Below are 19891 nucleotides of genomic sequence, written 5' to 3' on the forward strand. Positions count from 1 at the left end.
GTGCGTGCGAGTTTCCCCGCACACGGCGTTCCCTCAATTTAGTCTTATCTTAGTTTCCCCTAATCTAGTAACATTTTTGGTACGCAGAATTTCATTTGCATCTTATAGAGCTATTTGACATTGAATAGCTTCGTTACCAATTTTTAAACGGAATTTGTTGAGTTTTTCTAACTGATTTTGGTTTAAGTCGAACGAGTTTAACACTGAATTAATCAACATTGGTTCATGGGTGTGAATCAATTTATGAATATCACTATGAACAATCACTAGATTGTTATATCTATCGTCTTTGGACACATGGTAAGGTGTGATGTGGTGACAGTGAATTTCATTGAACAGTAACTCACGTCCAGAAACTGCACATTTACCATGTTGGGCGACAAATTTAGATATTCTGTTGTCATTATATTCAATCGTTGCTCTGTCGTTAATAACAGGATTCTCTCGTAACCATTGAAGTACGTATTCAGATATTAGGGTTTGATTTTTGTGTATTTCAGCCCTCCCCGTAGGGGTATACTTGCATACACTTTTCTTTTTCCCTACTGGCTTCCTATGTTTCACATATCCAATGGGAATGATAGGTGCACCACAAAGAAATTTCATGTTGCTGGATTTCATGTATCTACGAATACCTTTATCTTTGGTTTTGATTTCACCTGTTTTGCTTAACCCACGTAGACGGCTTTTCATACTTTTGACTATAGAGTAGTGAATTCCGTTTATATCAGTTGAAACATGTGAAGCAATTCCGTAATAATTATGAATACCTATCACTAAAGCGTTGTATCTACTAATTTCGGCGACTGTTTTATTTGAGTTTGGGCTTTTTTGAATTGCTCGTACCTGATTTTTGAGTTGAAACCGGATACTCTGGATAGCCTTTTGCGACACATGTGTGTGCATGACATATCTTTTGCCTTTCTTTTCAGCCTTAATTTCAAACCCTAAAAACGAACTTCGTTCTGCCCGTAAGTCTGTAATTCCTGACTTTTCGGTCGAAATAGGAAGTCTTAATCTATCCTCCAACCACAACTTACTAGCATTGAATATGCGTTCAGCAGTGTCTTTGTCTTTGCAAAAGATTTTGAAGTCGTCTGCGTATCTGACATAGTAGAATTCTTTAAGTGATGTGTTTGACCTAAGTTTTCGGTAGTGGTTAGATTTTACTTCACCTTTACCTTTAGCATATTGGTTGATGATTTCTTTACAGCGACGGTCTTGCCACTGATTAGACATCCACCAATCGAACTCGTTAAGGTTAATGTTGGCAAGTAGAGGCGATAGCACAGCTCCTTGTGGTGTCCCTTTTGTTGGAATTACCACCTTGCCGTTAGGTAATTTTATTGGAGATTTGAGCATTTTACCAATAATGGATAATAACTTTTTATCTCTGATACCTAAAGTCCATAGTTGTTTCATAAGTTTGCTATGGCATACTTCGTCAAAGAAACCTTTAATATCGACATCAACTACGTACTGACATTGGTTGAAGTTAATCCTATTTCCACAAGCTACAATTGCCTGCTCTACTGACCTGTTAGGTCTGAAACCATAACTGTGGTCACTGAATTTCGCTTCACAGATTGGTTCAAGCACTTGAAGAATGCTTTGTTGTGCCAACCTATCCCATATCGAACCTATTCCAAGGGGTCTTGTTTTACCATTTGGCTTAGGTATATCGACACGTTTAACTTTCCTAGGTTGATACCAAGCAAAACGTTTTTTCATGATAGTTAGGTATTCGTTGGTGCTAAGTTTTTCAATGTCTTTGATTGTTAGCTTATCAATTCCTGCTGTATAACTACCCTTATTGCGTTTAATGTTGCGGTACGCAAGCAGTAGGTTTTCATCAGAAATAATATATTGCATAAGATTCTTGAAATTTGCGTTTTCAGAGCTATTGAGATAAAGCGAGTCAAATATATCAGTCATGCCATAATATTCGGCATGTCTTAACTTGCTATCTTTCAATCCCTCTTTTAGCTCGTTACTCATAGTTAATCACTTCCTATTTGGACGTGTTTTAGTTGTCTTACACGAACCTATGAAAAAATGATTAGGGTTTCTGATAACTAAACTAAATTGACTTGTGGCTATTGCTCCGTTCTCATTACAAGAACATCAACGCTCATGCCACTGCTCTCACTAGAACTAAACAAGGTTATTCGCAAACCACGTATTTCCTTGTAACGCTTCACCGAGTGTGTCCTCTCCACGTTTCTAGCTTTCCACGTTGCCCTATTTCTATCTGACTTACATTAGGTTAGGTGCTGACTATGCCCCACCATTTTATCCAACGCCTTTAACGTTGCATGGTCTTTCATAGCATGAATTCTTACTCAACCACAAAATGATAAACCTAGATTTCTCAAGGTCAGTCGTTGGGACGTACATTCGCCAGTTCGTCAGTGTATTACCACATTCTCACCATACTAAGTTTTTAACGACTTCCGAGCTATCATATACGGACAATACCTCTATTGCCTTTTCGGTTATTCAATTGACTACTACGGTATACTTCACCCGACTTCACCGAGCTTCACACTACTTTCGATTACACATTCTACTTATAGCATGTCGGAGTATTAAAGATAGCGTTTCAAGGAGTTACCCTATCATTCCACTATTCGAAATAGGACTTTATTCCATTTAAGCTTTTCACAGCACGTTTGGAATAAGATAGCTTTTCACTATCTAACGTGTCGCACTCATGCCAACTAACCAATCGCTAATTTGACGTGTTTTTGCTTCTTGGTACATGAGCAAATCACGCTCATTACTTTGCATAGTATTAAAACCTTTTCGTATTTCCTCAACCTCTAATGAATTGATCCATAATCGTTTAACAGGCTTATTTACTTTCGTCATTTTTAAAAGTGAGTAGAAGATATTTGAGCCCTCACGTTCACTATCGCAGCAGTTATAAATCATTGTTACTTGCGGATCACTAAAGATTTTTTTTACTGCATTAAATTGTGAATACATTTTAGAGACAACTTTATCTTCAAATTTTTGTGGAAGGATAGGTAATGATCCAAGCGACCATTTCTCCCATTCTTTTTGATATTCTTTTGGTTCCTTTAATTCAACAAGATGACCAACTGCCCAGGTAATTACTGCACCCTCAGGAAAAGTAGAACAAGGTTCCAATTCTATAAATACTTTCTCTTTTTGTTTAATTTTAAATGCGTCTGCATAAGCTCTTGCTTGAGATGGTTTCTCTGCCAAAATTGCGATTTTTCCCATTAATCATCACATCTTCTTTAAAATATTTTAGTAGATTTTTATATAAAAACATAAAACTCAACTAATCAGATTAGTTGAGTTTATTGTGAAATACCTTACTTCTATTTTACTTTAAACAATTTAAAATATCACTTACTAAGATCTTTGTACCAGAAGCACCCTTACAAAGCACTCATGGGAGATTCATCCAACTCAGGTTGCTGCACCAGCCTCTAATTTGATTGGCCGTAGAAAGGATGTTTCTACCGAAAAGGTGCGCTTTTTTTATATTTCGGGCTTACTTTTTTATCGCAATTATTGTCGAAATAATGTCGAAGATTGCAAAAAAATAAATACAGCATTATAAATGTCACTACTCATGATGATCTTATCTGTGTATAGTTACATATAAAATGAATAATATTCTACGATAGATGAAGGGGATTACTTTTAAATGGGAAAGAAAATTGCATGGGTTACAGATACAGCAGCATTGTTAGATGAAAAGTTCATACAGGACAATCAAATTCACGTATTACCACTTAATATAGTGTTCGAAGAAGGGGCTTTACGCGAAACTGTTGATATGACACATGATCAGTTTTACGAAAAGCTACGAAATGCTAAAAAAAATCCAAAGACATCACAACCTGCTATTGGTGAAGTTGTAGACTTATATAAATCATTAAAAGAACAAGGGTATACATGTGCAATTGCAATTCATACCTCTCAACATCTTTCGGGCACTTATCAAAGCGCTTTCACAGCAGCTGATCAAGCTGAATTTGAAGTATATCCAGTGGATTCAAAAATCGGGTCATTTCCGATGATGAAAATGATTGAACTCGGTCAGCAGTTAGAGCGTGAAGGTTTTGAACCTGGCTATATTGTTGAAAGAATCAATGAGATGGCAGATAACAGTGAGCTTTCATTTATTCCGGCTAGCTTATCACAATTACATAAAAGTGGTCGAGTTTCAGGGACTCAAGCATTTTTAAGTAACTTGTTGAATATTAAAGTTGTCATATCATTTGAAGATGGGAAGCCCGTTATGAAAGAAAAAGTACGCGCTACGACTAGAGCTAAAACATATGTACAAAATGTTTTAAATACAGATCTAGAAAAAAGTATTATCCCTGAAGTTGCAATTATTCACTGTAATGATGAAGAAGGCGCAACCGCTTGGAAAAAAGCTTTAGAGAACGAATATCCGCTCATAAACTTCTCCGTATTACCACTAAGTGCTTGTGTAGCGGTTCATGCAGGTGAAGGAACGCTTGGTTTAAGTTGGGTACGTCTACCAGCGCTTGCACCACTTAAGCAAAACAAAGCTGAATTAGTTACTATATAAACATAATTGTAATCTAAATTATTGTAGATACATGAAGTTGCGAAATTCCTATAAACCAACTATTATCCAGTCAGAGAGCATTTTAGCTTAAGTAAACACTAACAAACAGGAGATTTTTTTAAGAAACTCAAAATTAACACCATCCCATAACTAAATAGGCATACTAATCATATGATTAATATGCCTATTTAATGGATGATTCATTTATCTTTTCCTCCTAATTTTAAACATAATAAAAAAGCACTCTCTCAAGAATGCTTTATAAGTCAGGATATATTGTTGTATTGTAAAACTTTATATCTTTCTCAAAATATTGCTGCTACCTGTTGAAATAAACTTTCTTTAATCAGCTTGATTTTTATGATGATTTTTACGATGAAGCTCAGTAAGATCTTTTATATAATATAATGAATAGTCATCGTTAATATCCACTTCAAAAAAGTAATAATTTTTAGTTTCTATATCTTTAACTTCTATTTCAAACAAACCCATTCCTCTCATGTAATCGATTTCTTCAGATTTTAAATTTTCTCTAGCAATGCCATAGTTAGTTTCAATATAGTTTTCCACATAGTTGTATGCGATAGCGTTTCGAGATTTAGAATTAAAATAATTGTAATTAACAAAAATAACTACTATACAAAATAACAGATTAAAAATAATTATTTTTTTTTTCATTTTCCTCTCCTTCCGCCATATCAAGTATCAAGAATATATCTAAATCACCCGTTAGCCATCCATGTCGCGTAAAATCAACGCTACACCACAAAAAATGAAAGATTATTACGTTCTTTCATGGGAGTTTAACAAGAAAATAACTTAATTCTTTATCTTTCTTCCCAATATTCTTATATGAATTCAAACGCAAACATTAAACCTAAAGGGATAGTTAAACCAAAGCAGAGAATTACTCAATATTATTTTAAAATGAGAAGCATTTTCTAATTTGTCTTTGGAAACGAATCTCCACATCAGTAGTACTCCAAAAGCCCATATTGGGATGACTAAAAAGAATTCTCAATGATGCCCGATACCATAAGATTTAATATTCCTTTTCTAAACAACGTAATTCAAATCTTATTAAAGTATTCTACATCGTTAGTAAAAAAGCGACTGCTCTATTGAACAATCGCAGTGGCTATCCCTCCACGTTCATTACACGCTTCAATGCTACTATACCACCACTTTCACTGATATAAAGAGAAGTTATATACTCGCTAATTTCACGATTATTTTCCTTCTCAACGCTTCATCAAGAGTAAGCTCTCCACGTTATCAGCTTACCACGTTGAACATTATCTATTATGGAACAAACTTAGGTGCTCCCTATGAGCCTGTTAGCATCGCATGTGCCTGTAACACAAGATGGATTTTTATATTGTTGATTCTTACTCACCCATAGCTAACCCTACATTTAGTAGTAAATACATTTCTATATAACGCGCGTCTAGACCCGTACATTCAGAAGTTCGTCAGTAATACAGTATCTTATTGTATTTCATTGCATTCTCACCATATTTGTTCAACCCAAACACAATGATTTACACCACCCCATCGGGTAGACTTTCGTCAGCCGAACTGTTACGGTAAATTCTCACGCCTATTAGCCGAGCTTATAACACGCTTTCCCTTACTAAATAACATGCTATTCGACGCAGGGGGAGCCTTTCTGAGCGTTACCTCATCATTCGGCTCCTTGATAATATCCTTCAATTTAAATCGTAAATTGCCTGACCTTTACCAAGATTGTGTTATCCACATCTCATCTGAGCCAGGAATGTGTCGCACCAACAATCGCGCCCGATTGCTTAATAGAGTATTGACGCAAATAGAACGTGAAGAAAGATATCTGCTGACATATGTGCAATCATTGCATATTCTAAGCCCTTCCTCCAGTACAAATAACCAAACCACAAGCCTAAGAGCCCATTTAACACCAATGCCCGTATTACAATAATTGTAGATAGATCGCCGAATACTAGTATTGTCGCTGGCAAATGCCCTAATCCAAATATTATTGCTACAAGAAAAATTGCAACATAGTAAAAACTATTAGGAATGTTATCCTTTTCTTTTTTTGTTATCCAGGCCAATAACCATACAATGAACGTCATGCCAAACAATCGAAGCATTATTTCTTCTGTAAATCCTCCGTATAATGAAGCAAGTAAACCTTGCCACCAATTTGGTGAAGGAACTTGATTCATGGGTGCTCCAATCAAAGGGCTAAATACGAATAAATCAAGAAGAATTATAATAACGCTTCCAATTAATGCTCCAACAATACTATTGATTAACCACTTTTTTGAGATATGTACTCGTGTCTTAGGATAAACAATTCCATTTAATAGTCGAGCATTTAACCCTGTACGATTTTGAAGTCTTAAACCAACCAATATCAATACAAACATATATAAAACTTGAAAAGTTGAATTTATAATAACTATTAATGAAGTTGGTATATCTCCCGGTACAGGTTGATCGCCCATTAAAGTTATCTCATATGGAATTATAGCGAATATTCCTATTGTATTTAATATCGTAAATAACAGGACTAGTTTTATTCTCCAGTTTCCCACGTGTACTCTCCTTTCAATATCCTATTTGATCTAATCCGATTACTATAATTATCATAATCGTATCAATAATAGCCAAGACCCCAGAGATTTTTCCAACTGTAGCCCCAAACCATATGGTAAAAATAGATGTAAAAATGGCTATAACACCTATAATAATTAAGAGAATACCGACTCTGTTCCCTAGTCTTTCTTTATTAACCGGTTCCCATGTTTCCCTGAAACCTGCAAGAAATGCAAATGCCTGTTTTGTCCGAACAATATAGCCAGCCCAAATTAAAAATACACCGATAACTAGGCCGATTACCATTTCAATTCCCATTTCTTTTGTCCTCCCTTTATTCTCCCTTTATAAAATTATATCCACAATCTCCACCACCTTGACCAGTAGTAAAGATAATTTGTGATCGTTCAACACCCTTCCAGGCGTTCGTTACCTCAAAAAGAACTGATTTAGTTGTATATCCTTTTAAACTTAGTCTCTCTTTTATATCAACGACTTTCCCACTAAATACGGCTTTTGAACGTTCAAATTCTTCTACACTTGGTAAATATGCACACGAACTAGCACTTGTAATCGAAGGAAAAGAGCCTATCATAAAAATACCAATAAAAATGAAAGCCAGAAGTGTCATTGCTTTCTTCAAATAAATCACCTCAATCTCTCCTATTATCACCTAGGTTTAGTATTTTTGTAATATAATACTAATATTAACACAAAAATATAAATCTAGTTTCTCTTGGTAATATTATTCCATTAAATGGCCCAATTGTTGAACACAAGTTAAACAACACTATTCAACTAAACTGCACCGTTAGCACAAGAAGCGATTGCTCTAATTGAACAATCGCCTCCGTTAATTTTATGTACATCTTTTCACAATCATTTTCTACAATAATTATTTATGATAATGTTCTAACTCTTCTGCTGGATATGCATTTGTCCAATGGTATGGCTGTAATTCATTTAAGGTCACAAATTTTAACGTATTATCGGGAGTAGTGACACCGACCTTGACATCTACACCCCAGAAACGTAATCTTTCTTGACATAACCCGCAAGGCGAAAGTACCTTAAAAGGACTAGTTTCATCATCTCTTACAACACATAAACAGTGGGTTACACCTACATTGCATTTATGTGCTTCACACATCGCTCCAACTTCAATACATAAATCTACACTCGAATTTGCAGTTTCAATAGAAACACTAGTAAAGTATTGTTCATCTTCACACATAGAAAAAGAAGATGAAGGAAAAGTTGTTTTTATTTACGAAAAAGATTTCAAATCTTTGGCAAGTTTTTTCAACCTTACCGAAAATAAATATTTCCAAATGCGGGAAGATAAAAGTATGATAGAAATGGCTGAAATTCAAGGAATAAACAAAGATGACCTGTTTTATTACTTGGTCGCTAAAAATTATGAAGCTCTGGAATCGGCATACAATAAAGGCCAGGTTGATTTACATTTTGTTATGGATTATGTTTTATATTTGAAAGAAGATGTGGAGCAAGAAATGCAAGCTCAATGAGATCTTCAATACAAAGATTAATTTTGTATATAAAATTATTAAATCGATTTCAATCTTTTCCTTATCAATTAGTCGACTCAACTTTAAACACTAGTAGCCATCTGTTGCAGATATTCAATCCGCGCCAGATGGCTACGATGATAGTTATGTAAAATTATTCTTCTACTGCTTGCATAGTATACAAGCATTCACTTTTTACGGCTAAAAGGTTAGCCATACCTTCTTCTGTGCTTTCATGAGCATTCAATCACTCCTGTTATTTCTTTACTACCTCAATCCAGAAGAACTCCATTCTAGAATCTGTTCCGAAGTTAACCTTATATCCTCCAATTTCTTCAACAGTAATATTCCCTCTGAAATCTCGTTCACCTGGTGGAGTATTTTTTTCAATGGCATAAGCTTCACGTGCTTCTTTTGCAAGTTCAGCAATTTTAAGCTCTAAAGATGATAGTTCAGGATACGCTAGTTTAAATAATTGAAGAGTTAAATTAACAGCATTCTCACTTGTATAGTCAATATGAAAATCGATATTGCCATTTCTGTTATCTAATTGAATACCTATTTGAGTTGACATATATCCCGGTGGTAACGTATTTACCCAATTTGGTTCCTCCAAATGTATATACGCTCCCGCTTCTTTATACTTAAAGTTAGTTTGTTTAACAAACTGTTGTCCTTCGATTAATAGCTTTTTAAATCGAGGGTCGTTAAAAGCAAATTCTGTTACTTTGTAATCAGGAGCTACATCGTATAATGATTTATCGTTAGTAACTACCTTTTGAAAATTGTTGAAACTCATATCCATACTCATTTTTGGAATATCCTTTTCAGTAGGCTTTCCAGCAGTCTTCTCGTAGTTTAGTGCACGATATAAGAATACGGCATAGTGCGCTCTTGATAGTGGTTCATTTGGCTTGAAAGTAGTTTCAGTATAGCCAGTTGCAATTTCCGCTTCATAAAGAGCCGCGATAGCTTTACCTTCCTCAGTCGTTTGAGAAACATCTTTAAATGGATGCTTTCCTTTTGCTTCTAGCTTAAAGGCATTTGCTAAAATTAACGCCATTTCCCCACGTGTTAAATCCTTGTTCGGATTGAAGTTTCCGTTTGCATCGGCCTTAATCAATCCAGTTTGTTGAATCTGCATAATTGCGTCATAGTATGGATACGTTTTTGGTACATCTTTATAAGCCTTAACCCCAACTTTAGGTGTAAGTGTTTTAACTCGTTGAATTAATACCGCAGCATGTTGTCTACTGATCTTCTCATTAGGTCTAAAAGTTCCATCCCCATAACCTGTAATAATACCTTTGTCACGCATTTCATGTAGAATATCGTAATATGGATGCGCGCTAATAATATCCTTAAATGGATTTTTGTATGTAGCCGCTTCCGCATGAGAATTATTGCCTGGCACTGCAATTACAGGCGTAGCAATAGCTAACGCTAAAGTAGCCATCATTAATTTTTGTGATTTTTTTCTATAAGTACCACGTTTCATAAATTTTCCCCTCCGAATGAATTAGTTTCATATATAATCTAATTTTACCATTAATAGAGTTGTTTTCAAATTCCCTAAGGTCTTTCGGTTTATAGTCTATTATCTATTAAAAACACCTCTCTTTTCCTATAACAAATTTTTATAAAAAGAAAAAACCCGCTTCAGATGACAATATGGTCATTCTTGAAACGGGTTCTATCCGACTTATTAATATTTCATTGTTATTATCATAACAAAATCAAAATAAAGCCTATTATGGATTACTTTGATTGCGGTTAAATCGTTCTACCCCATAAATTCAATTTTATCTGAAGGTGTAATTTGTGAATAAACAGGATTTCCTATTTGAGTGCTTAGCTTTTTTAACTATTCTAGCCCATTCATAAATCCTTCTTTTACGGGAAAATTAAATAATATAATTTTTAATTAAACGGAGGAGATTTAATTTGGGAAAAATAGTATTTTTTCTTTTTTTGATTCTAACTTTTCATATAAATAATGCATATTCTATTACTACTGATTTAGAAAAAATATATTTAGAAAACGGAGAATATACTGAGGTAAACAAAGCTATTCAAGAGGCAAAGGCATTTTTAAAAAAGGACATTCCTTTGCCTACTCGACTTCCCCCAATTTCATTTACACATGTTTTCGCATCGTTTAACCAAAAAGGTTCACAATTAACTATATATTATTTAGATGAAAACAACGGAAAAAAACACTACACTTTAGTTATCATACCTAACGAGAATGATATGTCATATCCAAACGATGCAAAGAAAGTTTATCTGGGAAATGGTCAGGAAATGGGTTATTTTAAAAGTAATGATTTTATAATTTATAGAACTGTGGCAAATGATTTTGAATATACAATTATTGTTGATAAAGCTAGTAATAATACAATTACGGTAGATGGAATAGTGAAGATATTTACTTCAATAATATAAAACAAAAAGAGCAGTTACTCCCTTTTAGAGGATTTTCGATTCTTTTGATGCATACTTCCGGGTACCGGACAATATGTTCGGGTTTGAACGTTTCTGAAATCCATAACGCAAAGTTGCTATTACAAGGATCATAATGTTCAGAAATATGATCTATGGGTTACTTTGATTGCGGTAAAATCGTTCTCCCCCAGGCATAACATATTTCACCAACAACAATCCCTTCACCATTTATAATTGTTTTTTGGACCATGGAAAGGCCTTTGACTTCGGCAGTTTGATCTTAAACTCTTACACCTCGTTAGTTGAATAATTAATTATTCATTTTTAGTCTTTTCCAGTTCTAACCAACCTTCAAATAAGGAATCATCTTCTAATTCTAAATAGAATTTCATGAACCTTACGAATTCATCTGTATCTACTTCTTTATACTTAAAATGAGTAAAATAACTGCTTAAAAAATCCTTTGCTGTTTGTTTTCCACCATGTTGATTGAAAATCTTAGCTAAGTTTGTGTAAGATTGACCATAGATATAATTACTTTGTGGACTTTTTGAATACTCGTGTAATGGTAAATTGGATGGCAACGGTTCCATTTTGTCTGAAAAGTCTATATAACTAAATTCTTTCTCATTAGAATATTTAAATAAATAAGTTGCAATCTCTGCAATCCCCTCATCTAACCACGCATCGGTGTATGGGTCATTACTTACTATTCCGTAAAACCATTGATGAGCAATTTCATGAATTACAATATTTTTTATTGCTTCGTTTGAGACAAAACGCTCATAGATGGAGCCTACTGTTACTACTCCTGGATATTCCATTCCTGGCCCATCTAAAATAATATCTAACTGTTTGTGTGGATACTGCCCAATATTACTTTGAAAGTAATTGAAAGATTCAACAGCAGTCTCTGCCACTTCATCTAAAAACTCCTCTGATTCGCCCTTTCCAAATACTCTTATATTTACGTTATCAGATTTTTTTTGGATAACTTGTGGGTCTTTTAATATAGCAACAAATATTTCTTTTACATTTTCAATTCGAAATGAATTATTGTTTACACTTAGCAATCTATCTTCGTCACTAGTCGTAACAAGAGTGTATTCATTAGGAATATCAAATGTTAAATTAAAGTTACTAAAAGTTGTGTGATATGACTCCCCTTTGGAAGAATAAGCTTGTTTATTCCATCCTTTTTGATAGGTAGGGACCATTGGATACCATTGAGCGAGATGATAATTACTATCGATTTTTTCGAATCTAAACCCGTCGATTGGTAAGGTGAAGTGATATTTCATTTGAAATTTAACACTTTCATTTGGAGAAACTAATGTTCTTAAAGGGATGTTAATTGTGTCTTTCTCTAGTGAGTATGATGCATCTTGATTGTCAATTTTAACTGACTCAATCCCAATTTCAGAAGGAGTATTTAATTGTGGAGAATTTTCGGACGTAAACATATTAGGAATAAAATAAAGTTTTAACTCGTCCCATTTTTCATTAGAAACATTGAGAATATCTATTGATATATCTGCACTAAAAAGCCCATTGGTATCCATACTTAATTTCATATTATAATTACTTTGGCTTCCAGCTGGTACTTCATGGGGATTAAAAACTACCTCAGAACAACCTATTAATAAAAATATACTCAGAAAGTAAATAAACAACATTTTCTTCAAAATATGTTACCCCTTTCCTGCATCAAATATTAAGATCTTAATTTCCCATTAATATATATATTCCATATGTACATTAGAAAATTCTTGTTAAACTAGCCTGCGCATTTAGTTATAGTATGATTCTTCACAAATTCTTGGATATTCGATAAAAGTAGTGGATTATTATTTATTAATTCCCTCATATCGTTCAGTTAAAAATCTGTCTAATAAACTTAATAACTCAGTGAAAACAACAAGAAACATTTTCTAATTCTTTGCATCCTCTAATTTGAAAAGGGGTGAAATGAATTATGTTTGATCTGCTTAATACACGAAATTTTCAATTTCGGCTTGGGCAGTAAGGGGGGTACATTATGAGGAGAAACTAATAAAGGGTCGCTCATTTAAAGTGACCCTTAACATTTCTATTTTTATTTTACTGTAAATTCCTGATTATTATCGTGTGGTGACATGTAATCAAAAGCGTATCCATTAGTTACATTAATTATTAAATTGAGTTAGCTATTAGAACAAACGTTTCAGGTGTTACTTTATTGGCTACTTTATTATAAATTCCAAGCATATACTGCAAATTATTTTTTTCAAAGACAAAAAAATTAAATAGTTGATGTTCAAAATAAATGGCTTTTGCACCATCTTGAAGTGTATACTCTTTATCATTTAAGTTCAGTTTTTAGTTTAAGTGTAATTCTTCACAACCTTATAATTTTGTTCCTATCTTACTTTTTATTCTTTGGCTCTGTTTAACTTGATTGTTGTATTTCTTCAAATTAGAAGCGTATTCAAGAAATTTCGAATACGCTTTTTTCGAGTGGCAAATACATAAAAATCTACTTTTATAACGTTTCAATCTTTTGAAAAATCTCTTTGTAAAGGATATCTAACTCTTTTTCATCTTTTAGATAGAAATACCAAGCATCTTCTCTATTTGCATCTAAATCCGATAAATAAATTGTCGTATGAGAACCATTATTTAATGATTCCCAATGAGCCGTTTCAAAGGTAGTCCCTTCTCTTGTAAATGGAAAATGACGTTTTGTTGAATCAAAAAAAATAATAGGCATTCTAGAATTATCATAAACTTTAACAAATCTATCATCTGATGCTTCTTCAAACATCACTGGTGTTATCATAACCGCATCAAAATTTGTTGAAATATACAAAGTATCTTCACTAAATTCATCTAATGAAATTGGTTCGAAATGAATTTTTTCGTTATTTAATTCCGGAGTATCACCAACTACAGCAATATTTAAAGGTGCTCCATCATATTTAACTTCATCATTTGAACACCCAACTAATAATAACAAACATAATATTAATAAAACTTTTCTCAAATTTATTCCCCTTTTATCGTAATTCTGCCCATTTTTTATCTAAGGCTACTTGTATTTCTTTAATTATATATTATCATTCTACAAATATTCCCAAAAACTTTGCTATGCTATCATCTTTCTTAATGGTATCGTTGCGTTTGTTTCGTTTATTGGGTATAAGCAACTTTCCACCGCAAATGCACGAATACTACGTTCGTCAGAATCGAACGCAAGTGTATCTAAGAAATTAAACCACGACAAATGCTGTTGCAAATATTTTGTAGCAACTCCTTTAAAACGCTTTATCCATTGTTTTAAGCGTTGTTGATAATTATTTCTAACATAATTTTTTCAGTTAAACAATGTCCGTCAAAGAACAGGAGAAAAGCTAAACTTCATTTCAACCTATTGACGTTTATTTATAATGCCTGCAAATTAGCAATAGATCGTCCCAATGCTTTATTACAAACACAAACTCAAGCAGCAAAAATTTTGAAAACGTAATTTATCTTAATAGGAGCAGTCTAAGCTTTTGGAAAATATGATTTATGAAATTGATTAAAGTTACATCTTTTTTACTTTTAATTAGCAGTGTTCCCGTAAATCCAAATCGCTATTTCTGAAATAATCCCAAACTGTTGATAATAAAAACAGTATTACAAAGAAGCTATAGATAAGTATTTTTTTCCTTGATTTCTTTTTCATAAGTTGACTTATTGCCTTTGACTTTTGCTTGTTTCGTAAGCCAAGCGTTTCGTCCTTCTTTTGATTTTCTTCCACGTTTTTTGGGTGGTGCCGTCTCTTTTTTCCTCAGTATACATCAGTTGAAATTATGCTTCCGTTTATCGAATACGTGGTAGATGGCAAAACAATTCGTTTCATAACAGGTAAAGGTATTCGGGATTGTTCTCTATTTTTGTTATTGGATATTTATGTTAATATTAATTCAATAGTTTGTACTTAAGCTACCGCGAATTTATTTCAATATAAAATTTTATATATCAATTTCCTATAATCTTATCTGAAAAGGAGGAAAAATGATTGAGCCCAAAAAATCAATCTAAAAAACAGATACAAAAAAAGATTCAAGTTATATATAGAAAGACAAAACAGCAGCAGAAAGAAGATAAAGATGTCAATAAAATTGCAATAGTCATTGTAAATATTTGCGCTGTATTAGCTATTTTAGTACTTATCTTATACTACTATTGAAAAATTCTAGATTGTTGCATGACTTAAATAAATCAAAAATTAGGAAAGAGTTATTAATTATTTTAGACAATAAAAACGCCTCTTTCAATCAAAAAGAGGCGCGGAAAAATTACGTTTGTTTGAATATTTTATCGTAAAATGCCATGAATTAACCATTATTTTTACGTGTTAACTTTGTCATATAAAATTCAGCAAACTTATTATCTCCATCGTCATAACTTGAAAAATCTCTGTATTCTATCTCAGCAACTCCAGTACCAGAAATACGCTGTTGTGATCCTACACTTTGGGAAGTGTATGTATCATATCTTCTTTCAATTGATAAATCACTGGGCCATAATCATTCTGTTCTACTAATACTTTGAAATCTCAACCTTCCGAATGCCAAATGCTTGGTTTTGAAGATTATATTGGAGAGAATAATACTATTGTATTCATTAAATAATTTACTATGATTAAGGTAATTGCTTTGTAAGCCCGAAATATAAAAAAAGCGCACCTTCTCGGTACGCACGACGAATGGCCATCTATCCTATTTTTTTCGGATAGATGGCTATTTTGCACATGTGACTTGGATTTTTTTCGACCAAGGCATGTAATTATTTAAAATCTCTGGTTGTTGGTGAATCGGTAAATTTGGCAATTCTGTCATTAACGTCACTAGGTATTGATAGAAATCGATGCCGTTTGCTTTTGCCGTTTCAGCCAAACTTAAACAGATCGCATTTGCTTTAGCGCCTGCTTCACTAACAGAGAAAAGCCAGTTCTTACGACCGATCACATTTGGACGAATCGCATTTTCAGCTGGATTATTATCGATTTCAATTCGACCATCGTATAGAAAAGCCTTTAATCCGTGTACACGATTTAATGTGTATTCGGCTGCTTTTGCGAGCGCATTTTTCCCGAAGAAAGGCGATTCGTCAACCCATTTTAGAAACTTCTCTACAATCGGCTTTGAATGTTTTTGCCTTGCTTTTCGGCGTTTACCTGGTGAAAGATGCTTGAATTGACGTTCTAGGTGATACAGTTGATCACAGTAATCCACGCCAATTTGCCCGTTTTTGCTATTGGCTTTCAGCCAATAACGCCGCACATGCGCCCAACAATTGGCGAACGTGACATCAGGTAGATTACCATATGCCGAATAACCATCACAAATCACGGTTCCTTTAAAGCCTTCTGTAAATTCTACTAGTACAGAACGACTTCTCGATAATGCACTTTGAAAAAGAACGATGATCGGTCCTTGACTTGGCACACTTCGGAACACCCAATTATAGGCGTTCGATTGACCGGATTTTCCGTCTGAACGATTGATTATTTGCGCATAGGTTTCATCCACATGTAGAACAGATTTTGCTGTTAATGTCTGCTTCATCTGTTCATAAATCGGTAGAAGCCAATCTTCAGCTGCACGGATTACCCAGTTTGATAAGTTCTTATCATTCGTAAGCAGGCCATATCGTTCCCACTCCTTTACCTGACGGTAAAGAGGTAAGTATTGGATGAACTTATCATAGATGAGTTTTGCTAGAACGGTAGGTCCCGCAATGCTTCGCTGAATGGCAGCTTGTGAAGCTTTCCCTCGTTTCATTTGTGCCTTTTGTGTGGCATCCATTTTACAGTGCTTGCACTCGTAGGCATGTTCAATATGCTGGATGCGCATCATTTTTGCCGGAATAAATTTTGCTTCTTCACGCGCAATAGTTGTACCGGCTTCGGTCATTTGGCCAAGGCAACAGTCGCATTGTGTATTGGTGGGGTGATGATGAATTTCTTCTATTTCAATTCCTTCATGAAAAGAATCATTCCGTTTTTTCTTATGTAGTTTACGGTTAACAGTGTAAGTAATCGTCGCTGTGCTTTGTTCTTCTGTGTGCTCAGATTCGTTAAAAGACGGATCGTCATCGAATAAAGAGCCTTGTCCGTCTGGTGCTTGATACTTTGATTTTTCCGATTTTGAACCGTACAAAGCCTTGGTTAATTGGCGAACTTGTTCTGTTAACACTTCGATTTGTTTCAATGATTGATCCAACTTCTTTGTCAGTTCATTGTTTTGCTGATTTGAATGAGCCAATTGTTGCTCAAGTAATTGAATGAATCGTTCATTTTGGTCAGAAGATACGTTACCCACTGTATTCACCACATTTCCGTTCAGTATAAGTTATGGATGATTATACCATTTTAATAGGTGAGTTTAAAAGACACCTTTTTCAGATTTCGTAATCGCTTTTGGCTGCTGAAGCGATAAACCTTCTAAAAGCCAGCGAAGTTCCTTTTGTGAAAGGTTACGTACTTCCTTTTCATCTTTTGGCCATTGCAGTTTGCCATTATCTAATCGTTTATAAAGTATGGCGAAGCCATCTCCATCAAAATACAAACATTTATAACGGTCTTTACTCGTTCCAGAAAATAAGAAGATGGAATCACTATATGGATCGAGTTTAAAAGAATCCTGAATGAGTGCTGCGAGACCGTCGATACCTTTACGCATATCGGTCTTACCGCAAATAATGTAGATGTTCTGCACGCTCGTAAAATCTTGCTTCATTGATTATTCAACTCCTTCAGGATCGTTTGGATGATGCGCTCATCTACGCCATTAAAGAAGGAAATTTCAGCACTAGTTGTTTTAATGATGCAGCTCGGCTCAGGAGAGTTTTGTGGTGAAGTTGTTGATGAAGAGTTGTCAGTGATCGGATCTAGTGTCACAGGGACAATTGTCAGTTTGGTAGTTGACATAAAGAAGCACCTCCTCTAATTTGATACATTTATCATCGTACCGGAGGTGCCTGGTTGTTTATATGCGTTATTTGATTACGGGCTTACATTGCTTTTATAGCGATGACAATTGATCATAAAATTATGTTTATCAATTTAACAATCCGATATTATTGATTATAGGAAGACTTTCATTTCCTCTTTTTGCTTGGAATATAGCGACTGGAAGTAAGAGAATAAGCAATTTTCAACAGATATGCGAATCGTTTATTCTTATTGCCGTTGTATCTCAGTTTTCATATTGTTTATTATTTAACAATCCAAAACTTAAATGTTTGTTTCATTATTATTGGGACTATGTATTATAAATATTTATAAAATAGCACTAGCGTCGCATTAAAATAATTCAACGTATTTTAAAAAACTGAATTTTCCGCAATATTATCCGTGCATAAAAAAAGCCTTTATAATGGTTGGGCGATAGTAAACCATCCAAATCCAAAATAAAGGACATAAGCATGGATAAGTTTACACGAAAAACATCATTTGAACAATGGTTTTCACCTATTTCTTCTACACAAATGGAGAAATTAGTTGAAATTCATCAATTAAATTACTATACAAAGAAGCTTCACATCGCTTCATTCTTGAAATTATTACTGTTTGCGCAACTGAATGAAACCGAAAGTCTACGTGCCATTAGTGACACGCTGTTATCAGACGACTTACAAAAAGCAACGTATTTAGAGTCCATCAGCTTTTCGCAGTTAGGTCGGCGATTAAACCAAGTGCCAACTGAGTTTTTCCAACAAATTTTTCTAGACTTAGTCGGGCAAATTCATGAGAAAACGCATTTTGAGCAGCGCCGAAAAACCACAACACCACTAAAAATCATTGATTCTAGCACATTGCCATTGAACTTAAACAACCATAGATGGGCTGAATTCCGTAAAACAAAATCAGGTGTGAAGTTACATTTGCGCCTTGTTTACCTAGAAAAAGGTTGTTCGTACCCTGATAAAGCGGTGCTGACGAATGCGAAAGAACATGATCGTGGTCAGCTTGAAATTCTCGTTGATGACAAGGAGTGCATGTACGTGTTTGACCGAGGCTACTTAGATTATGAGCGCTTTGACCGCATGACAGATGACGGACTTTTCTTTGTCTCACGCTTGCGAAAAAACGCTGTAACACGTGTGATTGAATCATTTGAAGTACCTGAACAGTCATCGGTGTTATCGGATGAAATGATTCTGATTGGCAACACGCAAAATCGTGCTGAAAATGTATTTCGCCGTATCGAAGTACTGGATCCAAACGGTAAAGAACTACATCTGATGACGAATCGTTTTGATTTAAGTGCAGATGAGATCGCTGAACTGTATAAGTCACGCTGGGCAATCGAACTGTTTTTCAAATGGATGAAACAGCATCTGAACATTAAAAAGTTCTACGGGCAAAGCGAGCAAGCTGTGCATAATCAGGTATACATTGCGATGATCGTTTACTGCTTAAACGTGCTAGCACAGCTTCACACAAACAGTTCACGGACATATTTACAAATTAGTAGGTACTTAAAAGCAACACTATGGAAACCAGCACGTATTTGGCTTCGAAAAATCGAAGGAAATACGGTACCATAAGGATTTTGAACTGCAGTTGCCCTAGTCAAAGGTTATAGTAAAAAAATGGATGTTTACTATCTCTACTTAAGCGTCTTTCATTTTCTTCAAAAACGGAAGAATTAGAAAACAGAAAATTCAATTAAAATTCGTGCGACGTTAGTGATAAAATAGTAAAAGAAAATATTTAAAATTTGTT

At 34.3% G+C, this 19891-nt stretch carries 18 protein-coding genes and 1 pseudogene; 6 read left to right on the forward strand and 13 right to left on the reverse strand.

Going from position 1 to position 19891, the window contains the following annotated elements:
• Positions 1-102: 102 nt before the first annotated feature.
• Both ltrA and ACB089_RS14505 read right to left on the reverse strand, forming a co-directional pair.
• The gene (gene ltrA, locus ACB089_RS14500; protein WP_374967036.1) at positions 103-1998 is read right to left on the reverse strand and encodes a group II intron reverse transcriptase/maturase; all 1896 of its coding nucleotides are present in this window, start codon (positions 1996-1998) and stop codon (positions 103-105) included.
• 699 nt (positions 1999-2697) lie between these two features.
• The gene (locus ACB089_RS14505; protein WP_374967037.1) at positions 2698-3249 is read right to left on the reverse strand and encodes a toprim domain-containing protein; all 552 of its coding nucleotides are present in this window, start codon (positions 3247-3249) and stop codon (positions 2698-2700) included.
• Between the two features lie 433 nt (positions 3250-3682).
• Between ACB089_RS14505 and ACB089_RS14510 the strand changes: the two genes are divergently transcribed.
• Positions 3683-4579, forward strand: a complete 897-nt coding sequence (locus ACB089_RS14510) for a DegV family protein (RefSeq protein ID WP_374967038.1) — start codon at positions 3683-3685, stop codon at positions 4577-4579.
• Between the two features lie 342 nt (positions 4580-4921).
• Here the strand turns inward: ACB089_RS14510 and ACB089_RS14515 are convergent, their stop codons facing one another.
• From ACB089_RS14515 to ACB089_RS14535, 5 genes are all read right to left on the reverse strand, one after another.
• Positions 4922-5257 carry a histidine kinase gene (locus ACB089_RS14515; RefSeq protein WP_374967039.1) on the reverse strand — a complete coding sequence of 112 codons (336 nt, stop codon included), beginning with the start codon at positions 5255-5257 and terminating at the stop codon, positions 4922-4924.
• 1130 nt (positions 5258-6387) lie between these two features.
• Positions 6388-7158 carry a CPBP family intramembrane glutamic endopeptidase gene (locus ACB089_RS14520; RefSeq protein WP_374967040.1) on the reverse strand — a complete coding sequence of 257 codons (771 nt, stop codon included), beginning with the start codon at positions 7156-7158 and terminating at the stop codon, positions 6388-6390.
• Between the two features lie 13 nt (positions 7159-7171).
• Complete coding sequence (locus ACB089_RS14525) at positions 7172-7477, reverse strand: DUF3784 domain-containing protein (protein ID WP_374967041.1); 306 nt, start codon at positions 7475-7477, stop codon at positions 7172-7174.
• 16 nt (positions 7478-7493) lie between these two features.
• On the reverse strand, positions 7494-7811 hold the full coding sequence (locus tag ACB089_RS14530; RefSeq protein WP_374967042.1) for a hypothetical protein: 318 nt from the start codon (positions 7809-7811) through the stop codon (positions 7494-7496).
• Positions 7812-8054: 243 nt separating this feature from the next.
• A complete protein-coding gene (locus ACB089_RS14535) occupies positions 8055-8393 on the reverse strand; it encodes a cytidine deaminase (RefSeq protein WP_374967043.1) in 339 nt (112 codons plus the stop codon).
• Between ACB089_RS14535 and ACB089_RS14540 the strand changes: the two genes are divergently transcribed.
• Positions 8287-8688, forward strand: coding sequence for a hypothetical protein (locus ACB089_RS14540; RefSeq protein ID WP_374967669.1), 402 nt, complete (start codon positions 8287-8289; stop codon positions 8686-8688). The two genes, ACB089_RS14535 and ACB089_RS14540, sit on opposite strands and share 107 nt — an antisense overlap.
• Positions 8689-8944: 256 nt before the next feature.
• On the opposite strand, the gene ACB089_RS14545 is transcribed toward ACB089_RS14540, so the two are convergent.
• Positions 8945-10186 (reverse strand): S-layer homology domain-containing protein, encoded by a 1242-nt coding sequence (locus ACB089_RS14545; protein ID WP_374967044.1) that lies wholly within the window; start codon positions 10184-10186, stop codon positions 8945-8947.
• 446 nt (positions 10187-10632) lie between these two features.
• Between ACB089_RS14545 and ACB089_RS14550 the strand changes: the two genes are divergently transcribed.
• A complete protein-coding gene (locus ACB089_RS14550) occupies positions 10633-11133 on the forward strand; it encodes a hypothetical protein (protein WP_374967045.1) in 501 nt (166 codons plus the stop codon).
• A 314-nt stretch (positions 11134-11447) separates the two neighbouring features.
• On the opposite strand, the gene ACB089_RS14555 is transcribed toward ACB089_RS14550, so the two are convergent.
• Positions 11448-12809, reverse strand: coding sequence for a M1 family metallopeptidase (locus tag ACB089_RS14555; RefSeq protein WP_374967570.1), 1362 nt, complete (start codon positions 12807-12809; stop codon positions 11448-11450).
• Between the two features lie 845 nt (positions 12810-13654).
• Positions 13655-14155, reverse strand: coding sequence for an amino acid oxidase (locus ACB089_RS14560; RefSeq protein WP_374967046.1), 501 nt, complete (start codon positions 14153-14155; stop codon positions 13655-13657).
• A 1020-nt stretch (positions 14156-15175) separates the two neighbouring features.
• Here ACB089_RS14560 and ACB089_RS14565 point away from each other — a divergent pair.
• Positions 15176-15346 carry a hypothetical protein gene (locus ACB089_RS14565; RefSeq protein WP_374967047.1) on the forward strand — a complete coding sequence of 57 codons (171 nt, stop codon included), beginning with the start codon at positions 15176-15178 and terminating at the stop codon, positions 15344-15346.
• 553 nt (positions 15347-15899) lie between these two features.
• Here the strand turns inward: ACB089_RS14565 and ACB089_RS14570 are convergent.
• From ACB089_RS14570 to ACB089_RS14580, 3 genes are all read right to left on the reverse strand, one after another.
• Positions 15900-17483: an IS66 family transposase gene (locus ACB089_RS14570; protein WP_374963680.1), complete on the reverse strand. Its 1584-nt coding sequence runs from the start codon at positions 17481-17483 to the stop codon at positions 15900-15902.
• Positions 17484-17546: 63 nt separating this feature from the next.
• Positions 17547-17900 (reverse strand): IS66 family insertion sequence element accessory protein TnpB, encoded by a 354-nt coding sequence (gene tnpB, locus ACB089_RS14575; RefSeq protein WP_374963681.1) that lies wholly within the window; start codon positions 17898-17900, stop codon positions 17547-17549.
• Positions 17897-18091 carry a hypothetical protein gene (locus ACB089_RS14580; RefSeq protein ID WP_068982732.1) on the reverse strand — a complete coding sequence of 65 codons (195 nt, stop codon included), beginning with the start codon at positions 18089-18091 and terminating at the stop codon, positions 17897-17899. Before ACB089_RS14580 ends, tnpB begins: the two co-directional genes overlap by 4 nt.
• 131 nt (positions 18092-18222) lie before the next feature.
• Between ACB089_RS14580 and ACB089_RS14585 the strand changes: the two are divergent.
• Positions 18223-18438 (forward strand): annotated as a pseudogene (locus tag ACB089_RS14585) (TraX family protein); the annotation flags it as partial.
• Positions 18439-18588: 150 nt separating this feature from the next.
• Entirely contained in the window at positions 18589-19713 is a 1125-nt protein-coding gene (locus ACB089_RS14590; protein WP_374967048.1) for an IS4 family transposase, read from the forward strand.
• Positions 19714-19891 lie beyond the last annotated feature (178 nt).

Source organism: Lysinibacillus sp. RS10 (genome assembly GCF_041956855.1).
Taxonomy (GTDB): Bacteria; Bacillota; Bacilli; order Bacillales_A; family Planococcaceae; genus Lysinibacillus; species Lysinibacillus xylanilyticus_A.